The sequence below is a fragment of the Salmonella sp. A29-2 genome (assembly GCF_020150755.1).
In the GTDB taxonomy this organism is placed as follows: domain Bacteria; phylum Pseudomonadota; class Gammaproteobacteria; order Enterobacterales; family Enterobacteriaceae; genus Salmonella; species Salmonella enterica.
The window spans coordinates 49,090-71,674 of the sequence record NZ_CP083731.1 but is presented as its reverse complement, the minus strand read 5'-3'; the positions used below and the strand labels follow the sequence as shown (position 1 = coordinate 71,674).

Annotated in this window: 23 protein-coding genes; 4 read left to right on the top strand and 19 right to left on the bottom strand. The window is 52.4% G+C overall.

The genetic code is table 11. The annotated features are described in order from the left end of the window. Nucleotides 1-2: 2 nt before the first annotated feature. From K8W53_RS00350 to dagR, 5 genes are all read right to left on the bottom strand, one after another. On the bottom strand, nt 3-863 hold the full coding sequence (locus K8W53_RS00350; protein ID WP_001526325.1) for a PTS system mannose/fructose/sorbose family transporter subunit IID: 861 nt from the start codon (nt 861-863) through the stop codon (nt 3-5). Further along, nucleotides 860-1,609: a PTS mannose/fructose/sorbose/N-acetylgalactosamine transporter subunit IIC gene (locus tag K8W53_RS00345; protein WP_058654780.1), complete on the bottom strand. Its 750-nt coding sequence runs from the start codon at nt 1,607-1,609 to the stop codon at nt 860-862. The genes K8W53_RS00350 and K8W53_RS00345 overlap by 4 nt, the downstream gene beginning before the upstream one ends. Nucleotides 1,610-1,754: 145 nt before the next feature. Beyond that, nucleotides 1,755-2,240 carry a PTS system mannose/fructose/N-acetylgalactosamine-transporter subunit IIB gene (locus K8W53_RS00340; RefSeq protein ID WP_001284295.1) on the bottom strand — a complete coding sequence of 162 codons (486 nt, stop codon included), beginning with the start codon at nt 2,238-2,240 and terminating at the stop codon, nt 1,755-1,757. Between the two features lie 10 nt (nt 2,241-2,250). Beyond that, nucleotides 2,251-2,676 (bottom strand): PTS sugar transporter subunit IIA, encoded by a 426-nt coding sequence (locus tag K8W53_RS00335; protein WP_000214106.1) that lies wholly within the window; start codon nt 2,674-2,676, stop codon nt 2,251-2,253. 221 nt (nt 2,677-2,897) lie between these two features. After that, the gene (gene dagR, locus K8W53_RS00330; protein ID WP_023225124.1) at nt 2,898-5,696 is read right to left on the bottom strand and encodes a transcriptional regulator DagR; all 2,799 of its coding nucleotides are present in this window, start codon (nt 5,694-5,696) and stop codon (nt 2,898-2,900) included. 196 nt (nt 5,697-5,892) lie between these two features. Between dagR and K8W53_RS00325 the strand changes: the two genes are divergently transcribed. Further along, nucleotides 5,893-6,186 (top strand): YicS family protein, encoded by a 294-nt coding sequence (locus K8W53_RS00325; RefSeq protein WP_000824215.1) that lies wholly within the window; start codon nt 5,893-5,895, stop codon nt 6,184-6,186. Between the two features lie 105 nt (nt 6,187-6,291). Continuing rightward, nucleotides 6,292-7,674, top strand: coding sequence for a glycoside hydrolase family 1 protein (locus tag K8W53_RS00320; RefSeq protein ID WP_023225125.1), 1,383 nt, complete (start codon nt 6,292-6,294; stop codon nt 7,672-7,674). A 59-nt stretch (nt 7,675-7,733) separates the two neighbouring features. Here K8W53_RS00320 and nepI read toward each other — a convergent pair whose 3' ends face one another. Beyond that, on the bottom strand, nt 7,734-8,927 hold the full coding sequence (gene nepI / locus K8W53_RS00315; protein ID WP_001004796.1) for a purine ribonucleoside efflux pump NepI: 1,194 nt from the start codon (nt 8,925-8,927) through the stop codon (nt 7,734-7,736). A 215-nt stretch (nt 8,928-9,142) separates the two neighbouring features. Between nepI and K8W53_RS00310 the strand changes: the two genes are divergently transcribed. Further along, complete coding sequence (locus K8W53_RS00310) at nt 9,143-9,502, top strand: type II toxin-antitoxin system RelE/ParE family toxin (RefSeq protein ID WP_017442035.1); 360 nt, start codon at nt 9,143-9,145, stop codon at nt 9,500-9,502. Further along, nucleotides 9,486-9,809: a helix-turn-helix domain-containing protein gene (locus K8W53_RS00305; protein WP_001274842.1), complete on the top strand. Its 324-nt coding sequence runs from the start codon at nt 9,486-9,488 to the stop codon at nt 9,807-9,809. The genes K8W53_RS00310 and K8W53_RS00305 overlap by 17 nt, the downstream gene beginning before the upstream one ends. A 90-nt stretch (nt 9,810-9,899) precedes the next feature. On the opposite strand, the gene K8W53_RS00300 is transcribed toward K8W53_RS00305, so the two are convergent. The 13 genes from K8W53_RS00300 to K8W53_RS00240 all read right to left on the bottom strand — a co-directional run bounded on the left by K8W53_RS00300 (nt 9,900) and on the right by K8W53_RS00240 (nt 22,581). Further along, on the bottom strand, nt 9,900-10,169 hold the full coding sequence (locus K8W53_RS00300) for an HPr family phosphocarrier protein (RefSeq protein WP_000621109.1): 270 nt from the start codon (nt 10,167-10,169) through the stop codon (nt 9,900-9,902). A 9-nt stretch (nt 10,170-10,178) separates the two neighbouring features. Beyond that, entirely contained in the window at nt 10,179-11,039 is an 861-nt protein-coding gene (locus K8W53_RS00295; RefSeq protein ID WP_001131798.1) for a class II aldolase, read from the bottom strand. 62 nt (nt 11,040-11,101) lie between these two features. Next, a complete protein-coding gene (locus tag K8W53_RS00290; protein WP_001113551.1) occupies nt 11,102-12,586 on the bottom strand; it encodes an FGGY-family carbohydrate kinase in 1,485 nt (494 codons plus the stop codon). Further along, the gene (locus K8W53_RS00285) at nt 12,579-13,937 is read right to left on the bottom strand and encodes a PTS galactitol transporter subunit IIC (protein ID WP_000997824.1); all 1,359 of its coding nucleotides are present in this window, start codon (nt 13,935-13,937) and stop codon (nt 12,579-12,581) included. Before K8W53_RS00285 ends, K8W53_RS00290 begins: the two co-directional genes overlap by 8 nt. 75 nt (nt 13,938-14,012) lie before the next feature. After that, nucleotides 14,013-14,300, bottom strand: a complete 288-nt coding sequence (locus K8W53_RS00280; RefSeq protein WP_000041396.1) for a PTS sugar transporter subunit IIB — start codon at nt 14,298-14,300, stop codon at nt 14,013-14,015. Then, nucleotides 14,297-14,770, bottom strand: coding sequence for a PTS sugar transporter subunit IIA (locus K8W53_RS00275; RefSeq protein WP_001152237.1), 474 nt, complete (start codon nt 14,768-14,770; stop codon nt 14,297-14,299). Before K8W53_RS00275 ends, K8W53_RS00280 begins: the two co-directional genes overlap by 4 nt. 17 nt (nt 14,771-14,787) lie before the next feature. Further along, the gene (locus K8W53_RS00270) at nt 14,788-15,531 is read right to left on the bottom strand and encodes a GntR family transcriptional regulator (protein ID WP_000854956.1); all 744 of its coding nucleotides are present in this window, start codon (nt 15,529-15,531) and stop codon (nt 14,788-14,790) included. Nucleotides 15,532-15,883: 352 nt separating this feature from the next. Beyond that, nucleotides 15,884-16,336 (bottom strand): DUF1198 domain-containing protein, encoded by a 453-nt coding sequence (locus tag K8W53_RS00265; RefSeq protein WP_001519640.1) that lies wholly within the window; start codon nt 16,334-16,336, stop codon nt 15,884-15,886. A gap of 192 nt (nt 16,337-16,528) precedes the next feature. After that, a complete protein-coding gene (uhpT, locus tag K8W53_RS00260; RefSeq protein ID WP_000879181.1) occupies nt 16,529-17,920 on the bottom strand; it encodes a hexose-6-phosphate:phosphate antiporter in 1,392 nt (463 codons plus the stop codon). Between the two features lie 142 nt (nt 17,921-18,062). Next, a complete protein-coding gene (locus K8W53_RS00255) occupies nt 18,063-19,391 on the bottom strand; it encodes an MFS transporter (RefSeq protein WP_000948164.1) in 1,329 nt (442 codons plus the stop codon). A gap of 9 nt (nt 19,392-19,400) precedes the next feature. Continuing rightward, nucleotides 19,401-20,903 carry a signal transduction histidine-protein kinase/phosphatase UhpB gene (gene uhpB / locus K8W53_RS00250; protein ID WP_001091258.1) on the bottom strand — a complete coding sequence of 501 codons (1,503 nt, stop codon included), beginning with the start codon at nt 20,901-20,903 and terminating at the stop codon, nt 19,401-19,403. Then, nucleotides 20,903-21,493, bottom strand: coding sequence for a transcriptional regulator UhpA (gene uhpA, locus K8W53_RS00245; protein WP_000633672.1), 591 nt, complete (start codon nt 21,491-21,493; stop codon nt 20,903-20,905). Before uhpA ends, uhpB begins: the two co-directional genes overlap by 1 nt. Before the next feature lie 74 nt (nt 21,494-21,567). Next, nucleotides 21,568-22,581, bottom strand: a complete 1,014-nt coding sequence (locus K8W53_RS00240; protein ID WP_001541149.1) for an aldose 1-epimerase family protein — start codon at nt 22,579-22,581, stop codon at nt 21,568-21,570. Nucleotides 22,582-22,585 lie beyond the last annotated feature (4 nt).

Below are 22,585 nucleotides of genomic sequence, written 5' to 3'. Positions count from 1 at the left end.
ATTTACAGCACTCCCAACAACGAACAGACTATGCTCAGTGCGACAATCGACAGCAAAATGGTGGTGTAGCGCGGCCCTTTTTTTACCAGATAGAAGTAGATGGCGAATACCGCCGCCAGTGGCAGTAAGCCCGGCGCGATAGAGTCGAGGATCTGCTGAACCACCACTTCAGATCCTTTCAAGGCGCTAATTTTTAACGGCGTGGTGATTTTGACGTAGCTGGCGGAAAGCGCGCCCATCATGATCAAACCCAGCACGTTGGCCCCGTAGATCAGTTCTTTGATTCGCCCCCCTTGCAGCAGGCCGATAATCGAATCACGCCCCAGCGTATATCCTTTGTGGACCATGCCGTAGCTGATCGCCAGGGTGATCGCCGGGTAGAGAATCAGCGGAATAATACCGCCCATCGCGCTGCCATTTGCCGCGAACGGAATAAAGATCGCTATCAACAGCGGCATCACCGCCGCCCAGATAATCGAGTCGCCCATCCCGGCAAGCGGCCCCATCAGGCCAGTTTTAATGCCGGTGATAGACGAGTCATTAATCGGCTCGCCGCGCGTTTTTTGTTCTTCCATGGCAATAGAGATGCCCTGAATCACCGCGCCGAAGGTCTGCTCGGAGTTAAAGAAGTTAAGGTGGCGTTTTAGCGCTTCTACCTGCTCCTCTTTTTGCGGGTAAAGTTTTTTGATGATCGGCGTCATCGAGGCGCAGAAAATCAGGCTTTGTAAGCGCTCATAGGAGCTGGAAACCTCGGCGCCCAGCCAGTAGATAAACCAGGCTTTGGTGATATCTGCTTTGGTCAGCGCCCCGCTTTCCCGCGCACGCTCAACCAGTTCATGTTGCATTACGTCACTGCTCATCATGCTGCTCCTTCATTTTTCGCCAGGTCTTTAATCAGGAAGGCGACACAGGTGCCGAAGATGGCCATCGCCATGATGTCGACCTTGAGGTATAACACCGCGAAGAACCCGCCGATAAACCACGGCAACAGGCTCTTTTTACCGATCACCATAATGGTGATGGCAAAGCCCAGCGCCGGCAGAATGCCGCCCATGATTTCAAAGGAGTGGGTTAACCAGTGCGGCATCAGTTTAAGGAAACTTTCCACCACATCCTGGCCAAAGTAGTTAGCGGCAAAGACCACCGGGAAGCGCAGCACCAGCCCCAGCAATGCCGGGTAAAGAAAGGCGCAACGCATGATGCCCGCCATGTTTGCCGTTTCCGCGTGTTTATCCGCCATATGCACCCAGGCGGCGTTCAGCGTGCGCCTAAGCTGATCGAGAAACACGCCAATCACGCCAAACGGGATTGCCAGCGCGATCGCCAGGTTTGGGTCCATACCGGCCTTCACCGCGATAGGAATGGAGATACAGGCCGCCAGCGCCGGGTCCGACGGCACGTTGCCGCCCGGCGTTGAGGTCACGCCCAAATAAACGAGCTGCATCCCTGCGCCGATGATCATCGCGGTCTGCATATTGCCAAGCAAAAGCCCGACAAATACCGCGATCACCACCGGTTGTAACAGCATCGCGGAGAAGGTGTAGCCGAGGCGTAAACGGGCAAACCAGTAATACAACCCCATCAGGCTTGCAAAAAGTAAGGTATCCATAGTGTTATCCTATACACTTCATCCTTCAGGCTGCCTCTTTGTTGGCTGCCTTCGCTCACCCCAGTCACTTACTTTAGTAAGCTCCAGGGGATTCACTCAGTTGCCGCCTCGATGCATCCAGAATGATTTTGTGTCTATTAAAGGGTTAGAATTTTTTCAGGATATCGTCGAGCGGCTGCGGCTTATCTTCCGGAATGGTCTGGAAAAATACCTGAACGCCACGGTTTTTCAGGTCGTTAAGAATGCCGACGTCTTTTTCATCCAGCGTAATATTCTGAAAAACCGCCTTGCGGTTTGGCCCGCCGCCGAGACCGCCAACCTGAATGCGGGTGACGTCAAAGCCCAATTGTATGGCGTCCTGCACCGCCGCCAGTGAGGGAAAAAGCACCAGCACGTTACCGTCGCCAAGCTGATTTTCTTTCCATGCAGCGGCAAAACTCTGGTTGCCGAAGCAATCCACTTTGATATTTGGCGGCGCCGCCATCAGGTAGATATTTTTCATAAACGGATCGGCGTCCAGTTCATCACTCACAACGGCTATCCGGTTCGCCTGAGATTGTCCGACCCACTTCGTGACAACCTGTCCATGAATGAGACGGCTGTCGATGCGGCATAAAACGATATTGGCCATGATGTTTTCCTTAGAGTGATTGTTGTAGCTGACGTACATGGGCGACCACATCCAGGCAGCTACTGCGCCCGGCCTCAACTAACTCATCCACGCAGGCGGTTAGCATCCCTTGTTCGCGCCTGTCCAGCGCCTCCAGCAGTAGCGACGCATTCAATCCGGCAATCACCGCCACCGGATAATCGGCGCTTAGCCGAGCCGCGACGTTGGACGTCGTGCCGCCGACAAAATCCGTCAGGATCAGCGAGCCTTCCGGCAGCGTTTTCACCACGGCCTCGACGCGTTGATAAAACTCGCCCAGCGTATCGACAGGCATTAGCGCGATTTCCGTCACGCCTTTAATTTCGCCCGTGACCATACGCAGGCTGTTGCAAAGCGGTTGTCCCCAGCCGCCATGCGTCAGCAGCAGGATGTGGGGCAACGGTTGTGTGGTAGTCAAAATAATGGCCTCCTGGCGCAATTACATGAGAACACCGGCATATATTGCCCGGTGGCACTGCGCTTACCGGACCTACAGGACACTCCCGGTAGGCCGGATAAGGCGTTTACGCCGCTATCCGGCATAACGCATCATCAGAAGAGCAAAGGTTGTGCCAGAATTTGTGTCACGCGAGGAAGAAGAAAGGTCTGGCGAGGCGCGAAGCCCCGCCAGTAAAAGGATTAGCTATAGAGCAGTTCGTAGATATAAAAATATTCCGCATCCGATAAACGGATGGCGTAGGCGTCTTCGATCGGCAGAAAAGCGGATTTGATGACACTAAACGCGCGCGCGTCCAGATTCGGCTGACTTTCCAGCGCCATCTGTAACGGTTTTCGGTTAATCACAATACGCTCTACCATACAGCAGCAGTGGATCAGGAAGCGCAGTGTCACCTGGCGGCTTGGTTTCAGGGAAAGCGAAGACGTCAGATGGTTAAAAACGCCCTCCATCTCTTTCAGAATACGCTGCGGGTTAAGCACAGAAATATGGTTGATGATGCTCTCCATCGTTAGCGCGCTGATAAAGCGCATCGCGCTGCGCTCCATCTCCAGACGGCGTTCAGCGTTGGACAGATCGGGCGTTAACAGGCTCAACACCAGTTCCGGCCCTTGTTCGGAGAAAAGCTCTTCCAGCGAAATAAACGGAATATCCGGCAACCCCGGCTGGAAAGTGCCGACAATCCCCGCCAGCCGCTCGCTGGCATTCAATGCCTGCTGAACGCGCTCCAGACTACGTACCTCGTTATAATCAAGGATCACCATCCTGGTGTCCTGCGACATCAGTTCGCCAAAGCTCTCCTCCAGCACCTTTTTGATTTTTTCCGCCGTTCCCATGCCGGTAATACAGGAGATGACCAGCACTTTGCCGCCGTTCTCCTGCTGCGGCGTACAAAGCTGACAGGGGATATTTTTACTCTGCAGGAGCGCCGTCAGCTGTGGTAAGTCGCTGGTTTCATAGCTTAAATCCAGCCCGACTTCCAGTAGACTGGTCAGCGTGATGTTCGGCATGAGCAAAACATCTATCTGAAATAATTTACTGATGGTGCTGCCGAAATGGATCAATGAACCGATGTCCACCAACAGGATAAGCCGCCGATATTGGCGGGTTTGAATCATTTGGGTCAGCGTTTCCAGCGTGTCATGCACCGACTGTTCAAACGGCATGTCGATGGCGCTGAACAGCTCGCGCTCCAGCACGCGGTTGACATATTGCGCCTGGCTGGTGGCGGTGGTCGCGCCGTGGGCGATCAAAATAACCCCGCAGTCGGGGCTGGCATCGATGCGCTGACGATAATGGCGGCACTCTTTCAGGAACAGGCATAGCCAGACCACTTCCGTCGCCGGACACTGAATATGCAGCAGTTCGTTGATTTTCCGACACAGCAGCGTGGCGTTGTCATATTCGTCTTTGCAGCGATCCAGGATCAAACTGGAAGAGTAAAGCTGCGGGATCAGGCCGCGCTGCACGTAGCCTATCAGTGCCAGGAAGTGTTTACGCAGTGGGTTAACCAGATTTTCCGGCAGCGAAAAGCCCAACACCTGCTCTACGCAGCCAATCAGCAGCGTCACGCGCTCTTCAATCTGGTCGCCATAGCGCGGCGGATGCGCCACGCTGTCGCGGCTGTAGAGACCGTATTCAAAAATCGAGCTGAGTTTATTTTTCAGGATCGCCAGCGTCTCCGCCGGGGGGACGTTACTGTTGCGCAAATTAACATATTCGCGCGTCAGGAAACTGTAAAAGAGGTCGCTCTCTTCAATTTCCGCCCCGGTCGCCAGCGACGTCTTCAATGCGGGCAGCGTGCGCGCGTCTATATTTAGCCGCGCTTTACCGTCAAACAGAGTATCCACCAATAGACGCTGTTCCGGCGTTGGGTTAACCGACATCTCCGCCAGCCGCTTATCCAGCTGTAGCGTGTCGTTATGCTCGGTCATTCCCGATGCCCACGCCTGAGCGCAAAGAAACTGAATATCGCTTTTTAGCTGACCGATATTGCCTTCCAGGGGTTTATTCAGCAACCAGAGCAACAACGGTTTATCAATGCTGACCGTGCGTTCTATTTTGCGGCTTTCCCGCTGTAAGAACCCCACGATCAGTTCGATCTGTTCTTCAACGGAGCGCTGGCGAATGCCCGGCAAATCAATGCATACCTGAATACGCCGCTGGAAAGTACGTAACAGCGCCGACCCGACCGGCTCGGTAGTGGCGCAAATCAGGCGTACCGAAATTGATCGCGGCTGGCTGCTCACGCCAAGCGGACGGTACTCGCCTTTATCCAGAATAGAGAACAGCTTTTCCTGCCCTTCATAAGACAGACGGTGCACCTCGTCCAGCAGCAGATAACCACCGTCCGCCTGCTCCACGAGGCCTGTTTTATGTTCATTCGCGCCGGTAAACGCCCCCTGCCGATGACCAAACAGATGCGAGGAGAGCAGTTCCGGGTTATGGGCGTATTCCGCGCAGTTAAAGTAGACCAGCGGCGGGATAGCGCCGTTCGCCTGTTCACAGGCGAAACGGTGCATCAGTTCCGCAAAAAAGGTTTTACCGACGCCGGACGGCCCGGTAAGCAGAACGTGTAAACCGTGCGGATAGAGCACTGCCGCACGGCCTTTTTCTACCGCATCGCGCAGGCTGCGATCGTAACCAATCAGGCTGGTAAACGGATCGTCGGGCGCATAATGCTCTTCATGCGGCAGCACATCCGCCACCGACCGCACCTCGCGTTCAGACTCTTCCAGCTGTCGTCCCAGCAACGTTTCCAGCGCCTGGCGATGCAAAAAATAGACCGGGCGGCCACGGCTTTTGATTGCCAGGCCGTCATTCCATAACTGATTGAGATCTTTGCTGACGGAGTTACGCGCCAGCCCAAGATTGAAACCTATCGCCTCCGCCGTAAACGCCGTCTCCTGCGCCAAATCGGCAAGGCATAGCCCGCGCGTCAGCCGTTCCAGCTCTCCCAGTACGATCTCAATACGTCTCATTACACTACCGCTTACGAAATAAAAGAGTGTTCAGAACATACACTATTCTGCCACGCAAGAAAGTGAAGGCGCAGCGAGAAACCGCCTTCCCACTTTTGCCTGACTTCAACGCCAACGGATAGCACGCCACGATGAGTGAACGTCGCACGGTCTACACTTACTCTTGAAAAAGTGCAAACCGATAAGGATACCGTTTATGAAACGAAAAACGCTTCTGCTTATTGCCGCGCTTGTCGCGCTACCGGGCGTCACGTATGCCGACTCTCCGTTTAGCTCGCTTCAGACGGCACATGAAAAAACCACGATTTTAAAGGATTTGCGCAAAATGTGTACGCCCAAAGGCGCTCTAACCGATGAAGCCTGGGAGAAAAAAATCATGGCGAGCGAGGGGAACCAGCAGCATATTCGGGAGGCGATGATCGCGATAGAGCGCAACAATCAGCATAACTACTGGCAGGCTCTCGGCAAGGTGGAATGCCCGGAGATGTAGCACACCTTTTCCGTTTTTTGGTCGCGAAAATGCGGACTGTAACCGGTTTCTGTTCGCCAAAACCGCGTATTCTGGAGCGAATTTACGCGATCAAGGAGCACGACAATGCGATACCGTTTTCCCGATAACTTCTGGTGGGGCAGCGCCTGCTCAGCGTTGCAAACCGAAGGGGATAGTCTGAATGGCGGTAAAAGCCAGACCACGTGGGATGTGTGGTTCGAGCGCCAGCCGGGTCGTTTTCACCAGGGCGTCGGCCCAGCGGAAACCTCAACGTTCTATCGCCACTGGAAGCAAGACATCGCGCTACTGAAACAGTTAAAACATAACAGTTTTCGCACCTCACTAAGCTGGGCGCGGCTCATTCCAGACGGCGTAGGCGAGGTGAATCCACAAGCGGTGAGCTTCTACAATCACGTCATCGACGAGCTACTGGCGCAGGGCATCACGCCGTTTATTACGCTGTTCCATTTTGATATGCCGATGGTCATGCAGGAGAAAGGCGGCTGGGAAAATCGCGACGTCGTAGAGGCGTTTGGTCGGTACGCGCAAACGTGTTTTACCTTGTTTGGCGACCGCGTGAAGCACTGGTTTACCTTTAATGAGCCGATTGTGCCGGTGGAAGGCGGCTATTTGTACGACTTCCACTATCCCAATGTGGTGGATTTTAAACGTGCGGGCACCGTGGCGTACCATACCGTGCTGGCGCACTCGACCGCCGTGCGCGCCTGGCGCGCCGGGCGCTACGACGGTGAAATCGGCATAGTACTGAATCTGACGCCGTCCTACCCACGCTCGCAGCATCCCGCCGATGTGCAAGCCGCGCATCATGCGGATCTGTTATTCAACCGCAGTTTTCTTGACCCGGTATTAAAGGGAGAATACCCGGCGGACTTGGTGGCGCTGCTGAAAACCTATGACCAGCTGCCTGCCTGTCAGCCAGGCGACCGTCAGCTTATTGCCGACGGCAAAATCGATTTACTGGGGATTAACTATTATCAGCCGCGCCGCGTGAAATGCCGTGATACAGCGGTGAATCCGCAAGCGCCGTTTATGCCGGAGTGGTTATTTGACTATTACGACATGCCGGGGCGCAAGATGAACCCTTACCGCGGCTGGGAAATTTACGCGCCAGGAATTTACGACATCATCACCAACCTGCGGGATAATTACGGCAATCCGCGCTGTTTTATCTCCGAAAACGGGATGGGCGTTGAGAACGAGCAGCGTTTTGTGCAAGCGGGACAGATTCACGATGATTACCGGATTGACTTTATCTCTGAGCATCTTAAATGGCTGCATAAAGGCATTAGCGAGGGCTGTCACTGTCTTGGCTACCACATGTGGACCTTTATCGATAACTGGTCATGGCTGAACGGCTATAAAAATCGCTATGGTTTTGTACAACTGGATTTAGCCACCCAAACGCGCACGGTGAAAAAAAGCGGAGAATGGTTTGCCGCCACCGCAGAGCATAACGGTTTTGATTAAGCGTTTATTATTGCCGGATAACGACTAACGTCGTATCCGGTCTACAAATGGCAGCAATATCAACTCATTGGCGTAATACGGACTTTCGCCGCCACGACTAACGCCGTCAACAGCATCAGACCGCCGGAAAGCGCCAGCGGCGAAAGCAGCCCGAAATTGTCGAGCGCATAACCGCCCACCGCCGCGCCACAGGTATTTGCCAGTTGAATCACCGCGACCTGGATGGAACCGGCTTTTTCCGCCTGATCGGCAAGGGAACGAGTGATCCACGTTGACCATCCCACCGGCACCAGCGCAAACGCCAGCCCCCAGATAATCGCTATGACCGCCGCCACGGTTTTGTCGCCTCCCCACACAATGAGCGTCAGCGCGCTCAGCGCCAGTAGCAGCGGCGCACCGGCCAGCGCCAGTTTTACCGAACGTTTCAGGACATAAGATGAGAAAGAAGTGCCAACGAAGCTGGCAATACCAAAACTGAGCAACACCAGCGTCAGACCATCAACGTCAAAGCCCGCCAGATTCATATAGACCGGGCGAATATAGGTAAAGAAAGCGAACTGCCCGGCAAAAGACATAAAGATGGCGATCATCCCGGCCATCACGCCAGGGCGTTGCAACAGGCTAAACATATTCTGTTTCTGGTGAGAAGGTTCGCCCGGCAGCGACGGCAGTGATTTCACCACCCAGATGACGCACAGTACGCCCATCACCGCAGCGGCGTTAAAGACATTACGCCAGCCAATAATACCGCCCAAAAAACTGCCCAGCGGCGCGGCGATCACTAACGCGATGGAAACCGCGCCAAAAATCACCGACAGCGCTTTCGGCACGGTACGCGCGGGAACCAGTCGCATGGTCAGCGACGCCGACATCGCCCAGAATCCGCCCAGCGCCAACCCAAGACAGGCGCGGCCCAGCAACAGCAGCGTAAAGCTGTTGGCAAAGGAGACCATCAGACAAGAAGCCGTCAGCAAAACGGCGAACAGAATAACGATATAACGCCTGTCGGTCGCCTGAATAATCTGGGTAATGAACAGGCTGGAAAACATCGCGACAAACGCCGTAACGGTGACCGACTGACCGGCGACGCCCTCGGAGATCCCCAGATCCTGCGCCATCGGCGTCAACAGACTAACGGGCAAAAACTCAACGGTAATCAGGCAGGCGACACAAAACGCCACGGCAAAAACGGCTGACCAGTTAGGCCTGGCAACCCCATCAGCGCGGAATTTTTCTGCGATATTTTCATTCATTGTGGTTACCTGCGTCGTTTTAGTGCGGAAAATTCATGCAGTGTAACATTACAAAATGTGATCTGATTAACGTTTTAGCAACTGACATTGTTGCGCTGCATTTTGCGAGGCTGGTCGAGCGTTGAGAATTATCTTCTCTCGTTGCGTGCAAAACCAAAAGGTAAGACATAGTGTATCACCTAGTGCTATACTTTAGATTACAGGATGTCAACCTGATGCGAATCTTCAAAACCAGGTGGTTTAACAGAGAAGCGAAGTCCCACACGATAAAAGATGACGAGTTAAGCGAGGCCATCAACGCCGTACTGCAAGGAAAAGCAGATAATCTTGGCGGCGGAGTTTATAAAAAACGTCTCAATCAAAATCGCGATCGCGCAATCGTGTTGGCAAAGGGAGGCGAGCATTGGTTTTACACCTTCCTGTATGCCAAACAGGATATGGCCAACATTAGCTATCGCGAACTCGCGGGTTTCCGTGAGTTAGCAAAACACTATGCTTGCCTGACCGAAGATCAGATAACGGCACTCATTAATAACAAAGAACTGGTAGAGGTGCGCTATGTCAGCAAAAACTAAATTCAAAAGCCCTGCCTTTGAAGCGATTCATAGCGCGGCATCTGGATTATTTAGCGTGGATGCCATTCCCCAGGAGACAATGCGCAGTTTTGACACGGCCTGCTTAAGCAGCATCAAAGATCTGCAGCCACTTGAAATAAAAGCGTTACGAGAAGAACTCAACGTTAGCCAGTCGGTTTTCGCTCGCTACCTGAATACCAGCGTATCAACGGTTCAAAAGTGGGAAAGCGGCGCCAAGCGTCCCAGCGGGATGTCACTGAAACTACTTAATGTTGTCCAAAAACACGGGCTAAAGGTGCTGGTATGAGGGTTTTACCGATGGTCTGTTAAGGCTATTCATACGATAATGAGTGCAGGAAGCCTCTACAACTTCCTGCGCCGTTTGATGGGAATTGCACTATACTGACTCACCAAAGCCATCAGCAAATGCAGATTTTAATTCATCCATAAAAGCCAGTTCATCCTGTCCATCACAAATTAAATCAATCATTGTGTTTCCCTTTACGCCAGCCCCCAAAATACTCATCATTCCTTTAATGGGAATTTCTTTGTCATTATTAACTAGCGTTAATGAAGACTGGTATTTTTTGACAATTTTCGCAAGTGTAGCGGCTGGCCGCGCATGAAGCCCCGTACTGTTCATAACGCGTACTGTTTGTCTAATCATATATTTTCCTTAAGAGACTTTGCGGAATGCTGAGTGATTTTTATTCATCATCTTAATTTTAGAATAAACATCATCCTCAACTGCCTGTTTTGCGTTCGCCATGACACGTGCCAGATTAGCCTCGTTGTTATTATTTACCCAAGCCTTACCGACAGTAGTAATAAAGGCTTTACGCAAATCACTCGCAATATTCACTTTGGCTACTTTGTAATTAACAAAGCTGCGAAGAATATCCGCGTCAATACCAGAACCTCCATGAATAACCAAAGGTACCGGACTGACAGACGCGATGCGTTGTAATAGCGGGATATCAATGCGTGGGATATCTTCAAGACCATGTACATTACCAATTGACACTGCCAGCATGTCGCACCCTGTCTCCTCAACAAAGCGCTGAACCTTCTCAGGTTCAGTTTTGCAGTCAGCCTCGCTGACATGATCATCTTCCTTACCCAGAATAGCGCCTAATTCCGCTTCGACGGGAACACCAAATGATTTACAGAAATCGACAGCTTCTCGGGTAAATGCAATATTTTCTTCGAACGGTAGCGCCGCGCCATCAATCATTACTGAGGTAAATCCGGCCCGGACAGCCTGCTTAACATCTTCCAGAGTTTTCCCATGATCCAGATGCAGGCTGACAGGAATATCCATTTTATCGGCATGTCGCTTAACTATTTCATAAATGTAATCGTAACCAGAAAGCTGTGCATTAGTAGGAGCAATTTGAATAAAATTGGGCAATCCGGAACGTTCTATTGCATTAAGAATGGAAATTGTTGTCTCCAGGTTCGTTGTATTAAATGCCCCCGCAAGGACATGTTTTTCCTGAATACAATTGAGCAGGATCCTACCATTGACTAAAGGCATATTAACTCCAGATATTTATGTGAGCAGTGTAAGTAAATTATCGAACTATTGAGTTATCACAGTTATTCACCAATAAGCGCCCCTTCTTGCCGCAGTTTAAATTGATAAAATGACAGCCATTGCTGCTGATATATTTTCAACTTTGCAGAACGAACCGCGTCAGGAAAATATCGCTCAGCCACAGGAACAGTCGGGGGGACAACATTCGGACAGGCTATCAACAATGCTCCAAGGGAGACGGTTTCATCAAAAGCAATGGCCTCAATTGGACACTGGAGGATGTCAGCCTTCAACTGGAGCCAGTATGGGTTTTTCACCGCAGGGCCAATGACTTTTACTGTCCTGCCCGCCGGGATATTAAAGCACCCGTGACAGTGTGCAAACTCCATCGCCAGGCCGATAAAGACACTCTCAAGCAGAGACTCCGGAGGAAGTGAATCCGTCAGACCAAAAAGCAGGCCACGGGTGTGCCGATTTTTATTTGGCGAACCCGAGCCCCGCAAATGAGGAATAAATACCGGCACATGCTCGACAGACCAGGAAGGTTTGAGGTATTGCTCCATGGCTTTTTCCAGGCCTGTGCTTATTTCCTTATCAGTTAAACGAAAGGTTTTTTTCACCCATTCAAGCGCATAACCGCCGACAGGCAGAGAAGCGAAAAGCGTGAAAAATTCACCATCGGAGTAACAACCATTTGCCAGCTTATCCCTGCGAGCCTGCACATCAAGCGTTGGTTGTGTATTCAGCAGTAAAATACCCTCTGTCGTGCCGGTAGAATTCAGCACATCGCCCGGTTGCAGCTGTAATGCGCGGGCACCGACCATATGATCGTGCCCGGCCAGGGTAACTTTTACCTCATGAGAGAAGCCCAATTCCTCTCTAAGCGTTGCCGTCACCCATCCGGCCACTTCACCTGGCTTTATCAACGGAGCCAGTACACCGAACGGTATGCCGAGAATCCCGGCAGCATTACGAGACCAGGTACGGCGAGCAATGTCCAGACACAACGTTCTACTGGCCAGGGATATTTCCGTCTTTTTCGCACCTGTCATTCGCCACAACAACACTTCTGGTGCATGTAACCAGCAGATATCTTTTCTTTCATGCAAGGAGTAGTTATCAAGCAACCATCTCATTTTAAATGCTGAGTAATTACTGTGAGGTGGCAATCCCGTTATAGAATACAGTTCTTCAGCCTCTGCCTTGCTTAATGACGAGAGATAAGATTCACCACGTCGATCATACCAGGCCAGCATCGGGGTAAGAATGACGCCCTCCTTATCCACAAAGACACCAGACTCACCGAAACTCGCAATACTGATATTTTTTACCGGAAACGGTACTGAAGCCACCAGTTCAGCCATTACCAGTCGCAGTGCCTGCCACAGCGCTTCGATATCGAAATCTACCTCGCCTTTGTCCGACGATATTATTGGCGTCGGAAACTTGCGGACTTCCAGAACTGACACGTCATGACAGGAATAACAGCTGACTTTGCAGTTAGTTGTGCCAATGTCAATGACAAGCGCTGCGTGGTAATCAGGCATAGACCGTTCCTTTTGTCAGGCGAAAAACACCATAAATAATCAGCGCAAGCACAGGAATCAGCCCGATAGCAATAATATTTCCGTTGAATATTTCAAGCAGCCAGAAACGGAAGGGGTTACCGCCATCAAGGAAGCTTGATACCTGACCACTTGACCCCTCAGCCATTTTGAAATTGACATCTTTAGCCATACCGGTAATAAATGGCGCAATTTTGGTCGCAATCCACAAGTCGGCGACAATAACAGGAATTGCGGTTATCACAGCCCGGAAAATATTGCCACGACATGCCAGTACAATCATGGAAGCCATGACTGCCAGGTTCGCAAGGTCTCCGAGTGGCAGGACTTTATTGCCAGGAAGAAGGAATGCAATAAAGACAGAGATAGGTGTCAGAATCAGTGCTGTAGATATAATGGCTGGGTTACCTACTGCTACCGCGATATCCAGTCCGATAAAGAGATCATCACGGCCAGGATATTTGGCATTCAAATATTTCTTAATGGCTTCAGACAGAGGTAATAAACCTTCCATCAAAATTCGTACCATACGCGGAAGAATGAACATGACACCGCCAATGCTGATCCCCAGCAACAGGATATGTTTAAAGTCATATCCGGCAATGATGCCCAACAAGACCCCCAGAATAGTACCCACCATCATAGGCTCGCCGAAGATTCCCATTTTTTTCTGAACGTTTTCCGGATCAATATGAATACGGTTAACGCCTGGGATCTTGTCGATAATTTTATCGAACAGCAATCCAATCGGAAAGAAGACGACAGATGACAGGGTCGGAAGTGAAATACCTTCCAGACCGAAGTACTTTGCCACTAATGGCGCAGACCAGTCCGCCAGTTTGAGAACCACGATCGCGGCAATAGCGGCTGCGGACAGACCCAAAACAAAACTCCCTGTGCTGTAGTAAACCAGCGTTCCAGCCAGGGCAAAGTGCCAGTAGTTCCACATGTCGACATCAACAGTACGTGTCTTATTCAGGGCCAGCATGGCGACATTAATCAGCATCGTCAGCGGAATGACAAAGGGTGCGATTGGTGAGCCCCAGGTAATTGCGGCCAATGGTGGCCAGCCTAAATCGACAACAGGAAGGCTAATACCAGTTCGCTCAACCATTGCCTGTGCAGCCGGGCCTACGTTGCTGGTAAGTATGTCAAAGATGGCATAAATTCCGACAAACCCTATTCCGACAATTAACGATGAGCGAAGTGCTTTAGCGGGTTTTACTTTGAAGAACAATGCCAGGAAAAAAAGGACCAGCGGCAATAAAACCGTTGGGCCAAATCCCAGGACATATTGCACAACGGTATAGAGAGTATGTGCTATATCATTCATATCCGACCTCTTATTCAGATGTGACCAGACCTCGCGTTAGCGCCTGGGTAATTTATCTGTTTTTTATTTATGAAATCAGGCTTGGCCTTTAAGGATTGAAACTATTTTTTCAAGAACTTTATCTTCACCTACTCCGGTAATGATTGGCAGACCACTAACAACCGGAATATCCAGTTCATAAGGAACTTTCGTTGTTGATACAACCAAAGCTGCACCATCGGTATTGTTTGGCAATGAGGCTACATTAGTTTGGGAATAATTAACATCAAGCCCATTGTCTTTACAATATTCCATTACTTTTTCTGCCACAGCCGTGGAAGTAGCAACACCCGTTGCGCAAACAAATAGTATCATTTTACTCATACTTCACCTCTTTCAGATATGCGTGTGTAAATTGACTGATAAATTTCATCATCATTCATGACCAGTAACTGCTGCATAAAATCCTCATCCTGGATCACATCCATAATCCAACCCAGTACGTTGAGCTGCTTATTGCTTTCACCTAAAGCAAGCATAAACACCACCCTGACAGGTACGGGATCTGGTTCCCCGCCCATATCTTCGAAATTGACGGGTTCTGCCAGTATTCCAACGCTAATGGCGTTTTGGCGAACATACCTGTGATCAGTATGTGGAATAGCGACACCTACAGGCTCAACCGGTAGACCCGTTGGAAAATTCTGTTCTCGCGTAATGACGTGATCGGCAAAATCAGATACAACCATACCATCGTTAATTAACGGACTGGCAAGAGCCTTGATTATGTCATTCTGACTCACCTCTTTAGGGAGGTGTCGAACATAATGACGGCGAAAATGAATATCCTGCATAGATTCCTCTTTGCTAGTCAGGCATCCAGGCGCTGTAAAATAGTGCCAAGATAATATTTATTACCTTTTAACCAGACGTTACCAAAATCAATGGCCAATCCTCTAGAAAAAAACACCAACTGTTCCAAATGCAAAACAGGTGCGTCTTCACCAATATCAAGATAATGACCTCGCTCATTACCAATTAATTTAGCTGCGTAACGGCTTTCAGAAAAACTTATTTTCTTATCAGATAATCTTTCTATTGCTGAAAATAAATTCTCCCTGGTAAAATCCACATCAATAATACCGGGGCAGAGATCAATGTTGATACGATTTTCAATCAACATGACTTTTTCATCGCCAATACAACGAAGGCGTTTAAGAAATAAAACATCTTGTCCCGGTTTGATACTCAGTTTCTCTGCTACAAAGCGGTTAGCGGGTTCCAGTCGGGAGGTTATGACGCTGGTTGTGAAGTTTATCTTCTGGCTGGCTAAGGCTTCAGCAAAGGAGAGCAAACCTTCACCCAGTGGGTAAGCAACATTTTCCTTCTTTACGAAAGTTCCTTTACCCTGCACTTGCACAAGAACACCTTCCCGGACAAGTTGGTCAACCGCTTTTTTAACGGTACCGCGACTCACCTCCAGCATATCCATGATTTGAAACTCTGAAGGTATCCGGTCATCCTCAACCAATTCTCCGCTATAAATACTTTCCCTTATCCACTCCACAACTTGTTGATACAGTGGGATGTGTGAACTTTTACTCAATGTTTTCATGGTGCGCGCCTAAACATTTAGAGTTGTCTATAGACAATCATGTACAACTTCGAGTTTATGATAAGAAATTTTGAGACAGGAGGTATGGCAAGGAGTCACAGTTTTAGTGTTCAAAACAAGATCACATTTCCGTGATATATGTCACGGAAATGATGAGCTATAAGTCTCTGATGTTTTGGCGTCGTTAGCGGTTATTCGGTGCGTTACTTCTGTGGTTCACCCTTAGCAAATACGATGGCGGCTACGCTTTATTTGGCTAACGATGAATCGCGCCATCTGGCCGTTAATCGTGGCTCTCCGCCCTTGCCAGCCTCATTCATCTCGTCTTTTGTTAACGAGATAGTGAAGAGTATCAATGCAGCCAGTGGACACCCTCTTCCGGCTGAAAAAAGGCGTTATAGCGCAGTTGAAACGCGTTGATCTCCTGCATATCGGGTTCCATTTCGCGCAAAAAGCCCAGCGCCAGCCGTACCTGTGTGTCGGTGATCGGCGCGGCTAAACGCGCTTTTTGCAGCAAGCGATGCCACCGCTGCAAATTCTGATCGCCGCCATCGACAATCACCATTTGCCAGATCAGTAACACCTGAGCGGCATTTTGCAAATGCGACTCATCAGGGCGATGCAGATACTGTAAAAATTCACCGCCCGCCGTTTTACCCATCTGATCAATCATCGATTCTATCGGCACTACATCAATATTCAGACGTTCGCTCAGGCGGCGAATCGCCCGGCGAGTATCCGATGTCAGCACCCGAAAACCCACAATAAACACCACCACAAACGTGGCCAGAATCAACCAAATCATGCGCACATCCGTCACCAAACAGGATGCCCATCATAACGGTAAATTTATAACTGTCGACGTTCTGGCCTGTCAGGATGTGATTTATTAACGCCTGTCTTCATTTACGCAAGACGCCGGATATCCTGTCTGACGAACGCAAGGCATAAAAAAGCCCGGCGTTAAGCCGGGCAAAACGTTACCAAATGCACACATTTAAGCGATATTGACTTGCTGAATTTTTTTCTCACGGCGGATTTTGCGCTCTTCCATCACGGCGACCATCGCCATCAGGCAGATACAGCCGATCGCGGCGGCGTCCAGCGCGGCGAAGGTGCCCGCCCAGCCGGTCAGACCAAAAACGGGGGTGCCGTCGGCAATCATGCCCAGACCCAGCTTGGCAAAGCTATCGCCGATAAGATAAGCGAAGGTTCCCTTGATACCGTCCGCAGCGCCGATGGCTTTTTTCGGTACGAAACCGACAGCCGCCACGCCAATTAACAGCTGCGGCCCAAACACCAGGAAACCGAGCGCGAACAGCGAGGCCAGATAGACATACTGGTTGCTGGCGTGCTGGTAGACGCCGAGGGTGGCGATGATTAACGCCAGCGCCACACAGGCTACCAGCGCACGACGACCGTTCGCCAGGTCAGAGAGCCAGCCCCACAGCAACGTGCCGACCAGCGCGCCCACTTCAAACAAGGTAAAGCCCTGAATCGCCACCTCTTTAGAAAGTTTCAGTTCCTGGAAGGCGTAGACGGTTGACCACTGGTCGATACCAATACGTACCACATACAGGAAGATATTGGAGAAGCACAGCAGCCAGATCACTTTGTTTTTCAACACATATTCAACAAAGATCTGCCACTTGGTCATTTCGTTTTCTTCAGTCTCTTTATCCTCTTCGCTGATCTCTTCGCCGAACAGTTCTTCAGCTTTACCCAGACCGTAAGACTCCGGGGAGTCGCTGCCAAAACGCAGACCGATAAAGCCAACAATCAGCGCGATAATCGACGGGAAGATAAACATGCCGATGACGTGACCGTCGAACAGGTAGTTGGCGCCGAACAGCGCCACGCCTGCCGCGCCCGCGCCGCCGAGGTTGTGGGAGATATTCCAGAAGCCGAGAAAGGTGCCGCGTTTACGACGCGGAGTCCATTTGGTGATGGTCGAGTAGCTGCACGATCCGCCGGTACTCTGGAAGAAACCGCTCAGGGCATAGAAAGCGATCATCAGAAACAGACTGGTTGACCCCGCGCCCATGCTGGCGCTGAAGCCGAGCATACAGATAGCGGAGAGGATCAACATAAACGGTAGAAACTGCTTGGTATTTTTACCGTCAGCGTAGTAGGAAACCAGCGTTTTCCCCACGCCATAGGTGATCGAGAAGCCCAGGCCAATCATCCCCAGCTCGGTCATGCTCAACCCGTAGGTAGAGATCATGTCGTTCTGCGCGATATTAAAGTTTTTGCGGATCAGGTACATGGTCAGGTAGCCGATAAAAACCACCAGATAGGACTGCATGAACGGCTTGAACCACATTTTACGCCGCACATCGAGCGGCAGATCCAGGGTCGGCTTGCGCACCTGGTTTAAGAAGGCCAGCATGGATTACTCCTGAGCTAATTTTTATACCTGCGAATGGCAGGCATTGTAAAAATCCACAGGAAAAGGGGCCTGCGACAGCGTCCAGGCAAAACCGGGAAAATTTCTTAGTTTTGCCCCATTCAGCGCAAAAAGGTGAGGTGCATCACGCTTCGCTGGTCTCGCGTGGGGCCTGAGCGTTCAGAAATGGCAGCAGCAATAGTGCGGAGATCCCCGCCGCGATGGCGATAACCGCAAAAAAACCGGTCCAGTGCCAGATCTCCAGCACTTTCGCTAACGGCCAGCCGGAAAGCGACGCGCCGAGATAGGCGAACAGGCCGACAAAGCCGGTGGCCGCGCCCGCCGCCTCTTTATGCGAGCACTCCGCCGCCGCCATGCCAATGAGCATCTGCGGGCCGAAGACAAAGAAACCGGTGGTGAAGAAACAGGCCGCCTGCATGACGTAGCTGGCGAACGGCATCAGCCACAGCGAACCCACAGAGAGCAAAATCCCGGCAGCGAAGATTAAATTCATCGGTCCGCGGTTACCGTTGAAGAGTTTGTCCGAGCCCCAGCCCGCCACCAGCGCGCCGATAAATCCACCCAGTTCAAACATCGATACTGCCGTGTTGGCCGTGACCAAATCCACGCCCAGCGTCTCGGACATATACAGGTTGCCCCAGTCGTTGATCGCCGCGCGCACCACGTACACTAAGACATAACACAGCGAAAGCAGCCAGATATAGGGATTCAACAGCACATATTTAGCGAGGATTTCTTTGCGACTTAGCCCCGCGCCCTCTTGCTGTTGGGCGACCTCCAGCGCATCGTGCCGCCAGTCGCCTACCGGCGGTAAACCAATCGCCTGCGGACGGTCGCGCAGCCGCCAGCAGAGGACCATGCCCACCCCGATGGCAAGCAATCCGGCCACCATCATTCCGACGCGCCAGCCATAATGCAGGGCGACAGCGGCCATAACGAGAGGGATCAGCGCCCCGCCGACATTATGCGCGGTGTTCCATAACGCCCACCAGCCGCCGCGCTCGGTACGCGAGTACCAGGCGGTCAGCAAACGGGCGCAAACCGGCGATCCAAACCCCTGGAAAAAGGCGTTCAATGCCCATAGCAGCGCAAAGGCCCACAGCGAGGTCGAGAAGCCGAACAGAATATTCACTACGCCGGTCGCAATCAGCCCGATGCCCATAAAATAGCGAGCGTTAGAGCGATCGCTAACGATGCCGGAGACAAATTTCGACACCCCGTAGGTGATGTAAAACAGCGTCGCCAGCAGGCCGATATCGCTGCGACTCAGTATGCCGCTGGCAAGGATTTCCGGCGCGGCGGCGTTAAAGCTTTTACGGGTGAAATAGAACAGCGCGTAACCCAACCAAATGGTGATCAGGATATGCCGCCGCCAGTAGCGATAGCGGGCATCAACCTCGTGCTTATCGGTGATGAGCGGCGCGTTGGCCGGGGCTTTTAAAAACGAAAGCATTATCCTTCCTTAAACGTAACGCTGGGGCAACGAGACGCTCACCCGCGTACCGTGGGTACAAGAGATGGTTAGCGTCCCGCCGAGCGCCGACACGCGTTCGCGCATTCCGGTCAGGCCGAAGCCCTGCTGCTGAGAGCCCGGCGGCAGGCCGCTGCCGTCATCCTCAATCACCAGCATCAGCCGCTCATCCTGCTGCCAGCCCTGGAGCGTCACCGCGCTGGCATTGGCATGTTTTACGATGTTATTCAGCCCTTCCTGACAGACGCGAAACAGCGTCACGCGCTGACTTTCACTCAGCGCCGTTTCGTCAATTCGCCAGTCGAGGTGACTGACAATACCGCGGCTTTCCAGCTCCATTTCGCGCAGCAGCGAACGGATGGCTTGCGCCAGCGTTAAGTCGTCTAGCTGACGCGGGCGCAAGCGCCCCAGCAGGCGACGCACGGCGTCATACACGCCCAGCGAAAGCTGCTCGATAAGTTGCCCGCTCTGCTTCACGCCGCCGTTATCCGCCGCCAGTCGTTGCACAATGCCCGCCTGGGTACGAATCGCGGTGATGGTCTGTCCGATGTCATCGTGCAGCTCACGCGCAACATCGCGCCGCACGCTCTCTTCGGTCTCCAGAAGACGCTCCGCCAGCCGATGGTTGCGCGCCAGCTCCTTTTGCAACGACTGGTTCAGCTCGCGCAGGCGCTGAATGCCCGCGCCAAGCAGTAGCCCGGTCAGGCTTTGCGCCAACAGCGAAAGTAATAAATCGACGGGATGATCGTGCCAGGTCTGGCTGGCGATCAGCGCGATAGCGTTCATCAGTGTGGCAATGAGCGCGCCCTGCCAGCCATAATGCCAGGCGAGCGCGATAATCGGCAACGCCAGGCAGAACGGCGTAAAGCGCGAAAGTTCAGCAGGTAACCCCAGTTGCAGCCACAGACTGACGATAAACAGCAGCAGATACCAGATCAGATGCCGCCCGCGCCAGTTTACCGGCTGCGATACCAGCGATGGTCCCAGCGGCAGCCAGGTAGTGCTGGTGAGATAGTGCCAGAAAACCAGGCAGATGGGGGCCAGCGTCAGACCACCCGTGAGGGTCAGCAGTAGCGCGTTCCATGCCGCTTCCCCCTGCCCCAGCCAGGGCAGGGATTGCAGTAGCGCCGCGGCGGTGAGGGCCGCGCCCTGAAGCAATAACGTGCGCCAGTCGCGCTGATGGCGGTAACGTGAGGTTAGCGCCACGGGCAGTAGCGTCAACACACCACCGATCATCAAAAGCGGCAGATGGGCCAGCGCAACTTCCTGCGCCAACCAGTACACCAGCAGCCACTCCGCGCCCAGCAATACTGGCCAGTATCCGCGCGGGCATTGCAGCATAAGTCCCAGGCGCAGGCCGAAGGGAAAGAGTAGCGCCGCCAGCTCCGGGCGCTCTACCAGATGCAGGCTGATGCTCCACAGGCAGAACCACGCGGCGGAGAAAATAAAAAAGCAGGCAACAACGGTGATTAAACGGGAAAAAAAGGTGTTCATTACCAACCATCAAACATGCGATGCGCCAGTTCAACGTCATTGCTGACGCCTAATTTTTCCAGCAGATTCGCGCGATGGACATGCACCGTTTTTGGCGACAGCCCCAGCTCGGCGGCAATCTCTTTTACCGCCATACCCTGGGCGAGTTTTTCCGCCACCTGACGCTCGCGTTTGGTCAGCGGATCTTGCCGACCCGCCGCCAGTTTCACGGCAATATCGGGGGTCAAATAGCAGCCGCCCGTCGCCACCGTATGCACCGCGGCGATCAGCTCATCCGGACTACAGCGTTTAGAGAGAAAACCGCGCGCGCCGGCGTTCAACGCCTGTTCCACCAGCGCCGGGCTATCGTGAACCGAGAGCATGATCGTCGCCATCCCTTTTGGCAGTTGGCTTAGCAGCTCCAGTCCGGAAATATCCGGCATCGAGATATCGCAGATACACACCTGTACGCCGCGCCCCGGCAAGCCTGCCAACGCTTCGCGCCCGGAACCAAATTCGGCGACCACCTGCAAATCAGGTTCCAGCCCCAGTAGCTGTGCAAAGCCGGAGCGGACGATAAGGTGGTCGTCGATAAGGGCAACGGTGATCATGGGTTCTGTCCTGATGGATAAAAAAAACGCGCTTACCTTAACGATAAGCGCGCGGCTGTTCAAGCCTTGAGCGGTCAGACAATGCCTGTCGTGACGGTGAACGTCCGGGTTTGCTGCGGTTCCAGTTGAAGCAAGGTTCCATTTCGCTGCGCCGCGAGAAAACCTTCAGGCCGACAGGTCGCGGGCAGGGCAAAGGCGGCTACCTGCTGATCGCCGTTATAAAGAATCCAGCGGGTCACGTAATTTAGCTCCGCGCTGGCGAAACGTGTCACGAACGTGGTGCCATCCGGGGCGATCATACTGAATTCCGGGGTATCCGTGTACCTGTCCAGTTCATCGGCGAAGAACACGATTTCCGGGTCGTAAAAGCCAGGCTCGTTGAGCGTTGCCAGCGAGGCTTCACCCTGCAAAAGTCGTTGATTAAACGCCAGCCACTGCGCCGTGGGTTTGACATGCGCCGGCACCGACTCGCGTAGCTTCAGCGCGGTATCCGGGATATTCTGGCGGAACGTGGCGTTCGGCACATAGGCATAGTTCATGTGGCACATGTACTGTAGCGGCATGGCGACTGAAGCCAGGTTAGTCACTGTCATCTGAATATCAAACAGCGCGCTTGCTTTACGCATTACCACCGCAGGTTGCGCCTGATAATGATGACCGAACCCCATCACATACTCGTAGCGCCCGGTCACGCGCAGACTGTCGCCCTCTAACTCCAGCCAGGCGTCGTCCATGGCAGCGCAGGGCATCTCGCCGTGCAGCGGATGTGTATCTTCCGGCGACGGGCAGCCATTCGCCAATAGTCCGGAATGGAAAGCAAAGCAACCATACGTTGCCACCACTTCCGCAGCCGGCTTCGGCTGGCGGAACATGTTGCGCATAGTCAGATCATGACCGTCAAACTGCGCGTCCCAAATCATCTGCCCCATCCAGGGCAGAATCACCAGATGACCGCGGCTGTTTTGTATTTTCAGTCCTTCCACGCCGCTGGCGTAACGAAACGCCGTAACCGTAAAATCATCATTTTCCAGCAAGATACGCGGCTGCTCGTTAAAAAGCTCCCGCCATAATGTAATACGTGTTGTCATGGTT

Coding starts and splice junctions, on each gene's coding strand:
- K8W53_RS00305 (WP_001274842.1), top strand. CDS start 9,486: ATGTCAGCAAAAACTAAATTCAAAAGCCCTGCCTTTGAAGCGATTCAT.
- K8W53_RS00240 (WP_001541149.1), bottom strand. CDS start 22,581: ATGACAACACGTATTACATTATGGCGGGAGCTTTTTAACGAGCAGCCG.
- dagR (WP_023225124.1), bottom strand. CDS start 5,696: ATGAGACGTATTGAGATCGTACTGGGAGAGCTGGAACGGCTGACGCGC.
- uhpA (WP_000633672.1), bottom strand. CDS start 21,493: ATGATCACCGTTGCCCTTATCGACGACCACCTTATCGTCCGCTCCGGC.
- K8W53_RS00295 (WP_001131798.1), bottom strand. CDS start 11,039: ATGCCTTTAGTCAATGGTAGGATCCTGCTCAATTGTATTCAGGAAAAA.
- uhpB (WP_001091258.1), bottom strand. CDS start 20,903: ATGAACACCTTTTTTTCCCGTTTAATCACCGTTGTTGCCTGCTTTTTT.
- uhpT (WP_000879181.1), bottom strand. CDS start 17,920: ATGCTGGCCTTCTTAAACCAGGTGCGCAAGCCGACCCTGGATCTGCCG.
- K8W53_RS00310 (WP_017442035.1), top strand. CDS start 9,143: ATGCGAATCTTCAAAACCAGGTGGTTTAACAGAGAAGCGAAGTCCCAC.
- nepI (WP_001004796.1), bottom strand. CDS start 8,927: ATGAATGAAAATATCGCAGAAAAATTCCGCGCTGATGGGGTTGCCAGG.
- K8W53_RS00350 (WP_001526325.1), bottom strand. CDS start 863: ATGATGAGCAGTGACGTAATGCAACATGAACTGGTTGAGCGTGCGCGG.
- K8W53_RS00345 (WP_058654780.1), bottom strand. CDS start 1,609: ATGGATACCTTACTTTTTGCAAGCCTGATGGGGTTGTATTACTGGTTT.
- K8W53_RS00320 (WP_023225125.1), top strand. CDS start 6,292: ATGCGATACCGTTTTCCCGATAACTTCTGGTGGGGCAGCGCCTGCTCA.
- K8W53_RS00285 (WP_000997824.1), bottom strand. CDS start 13,937: ATGAATGATATAGCACATACTCTCTATACCGTTGTGCAATATGTCCTG.
- K8W53_RS00255 (WP_000948164.1), bottom strand. CDS start 19,391: ATGCTTTCGTTTTTAAAAGCCCCGGCCAACGCGCCGCTCATCACCGAT.
- K8W53_RS00340 (WP_001284295.1), bottom strand. CDS start 2,240: ATGGCCAATATCGTTTTATGCCGCATCGACAGCCGTCTCATTCATGGA.
- K8W53_RS00290 (WP_001113551.1), bottom strand. CDS start 12,586: ATGCCTGATTACCACGCAGCGCTTGTCATTGACATTGGCACAACTAAC.
- K8W53_RS00265 (WP_001519640.1), bottom strand. CDS start 16,336: ATGATTTGGTTGATTCTGGCCACGTTTGTGGTGGTGTTTATTGTGGGT.
- K8W53_RS00270 (WP_000854956.1), bottom strand. CDS start 15,531: ATGAAAACATTGAGTAAAAGTTCACACATCCCACTGTATCAACAAGTT.
- K8W53_RS00275 (WP_001152237.1), bottom strand. CDS start 14,770: ATGCAGGATATTCATTTTCGCCGTCATTATGTTCGACACCTCCCTAAA.
- K8W53_RS00300 (WP_000621109.1), bottom strand. CDS start 10,169: ATGATTAGACAAACAGTACGCGTTATGAACAGTACGGGGCTTCATGCG.
- K8W53_RS00325 (WP_000824215.1), top strand. CDS start 5,893: ATGAAACGAAAAACGCTTCTGCTTATTGCCGCGCTTGTCGCGCTACCG.
- K8W53_RS00280 (WP_000041396.1), bottom strand. CDS start 14,300: ATGAGTAAAATGATACTATTTGTTTGCGCAACGGGTGTTGCTACTTCC.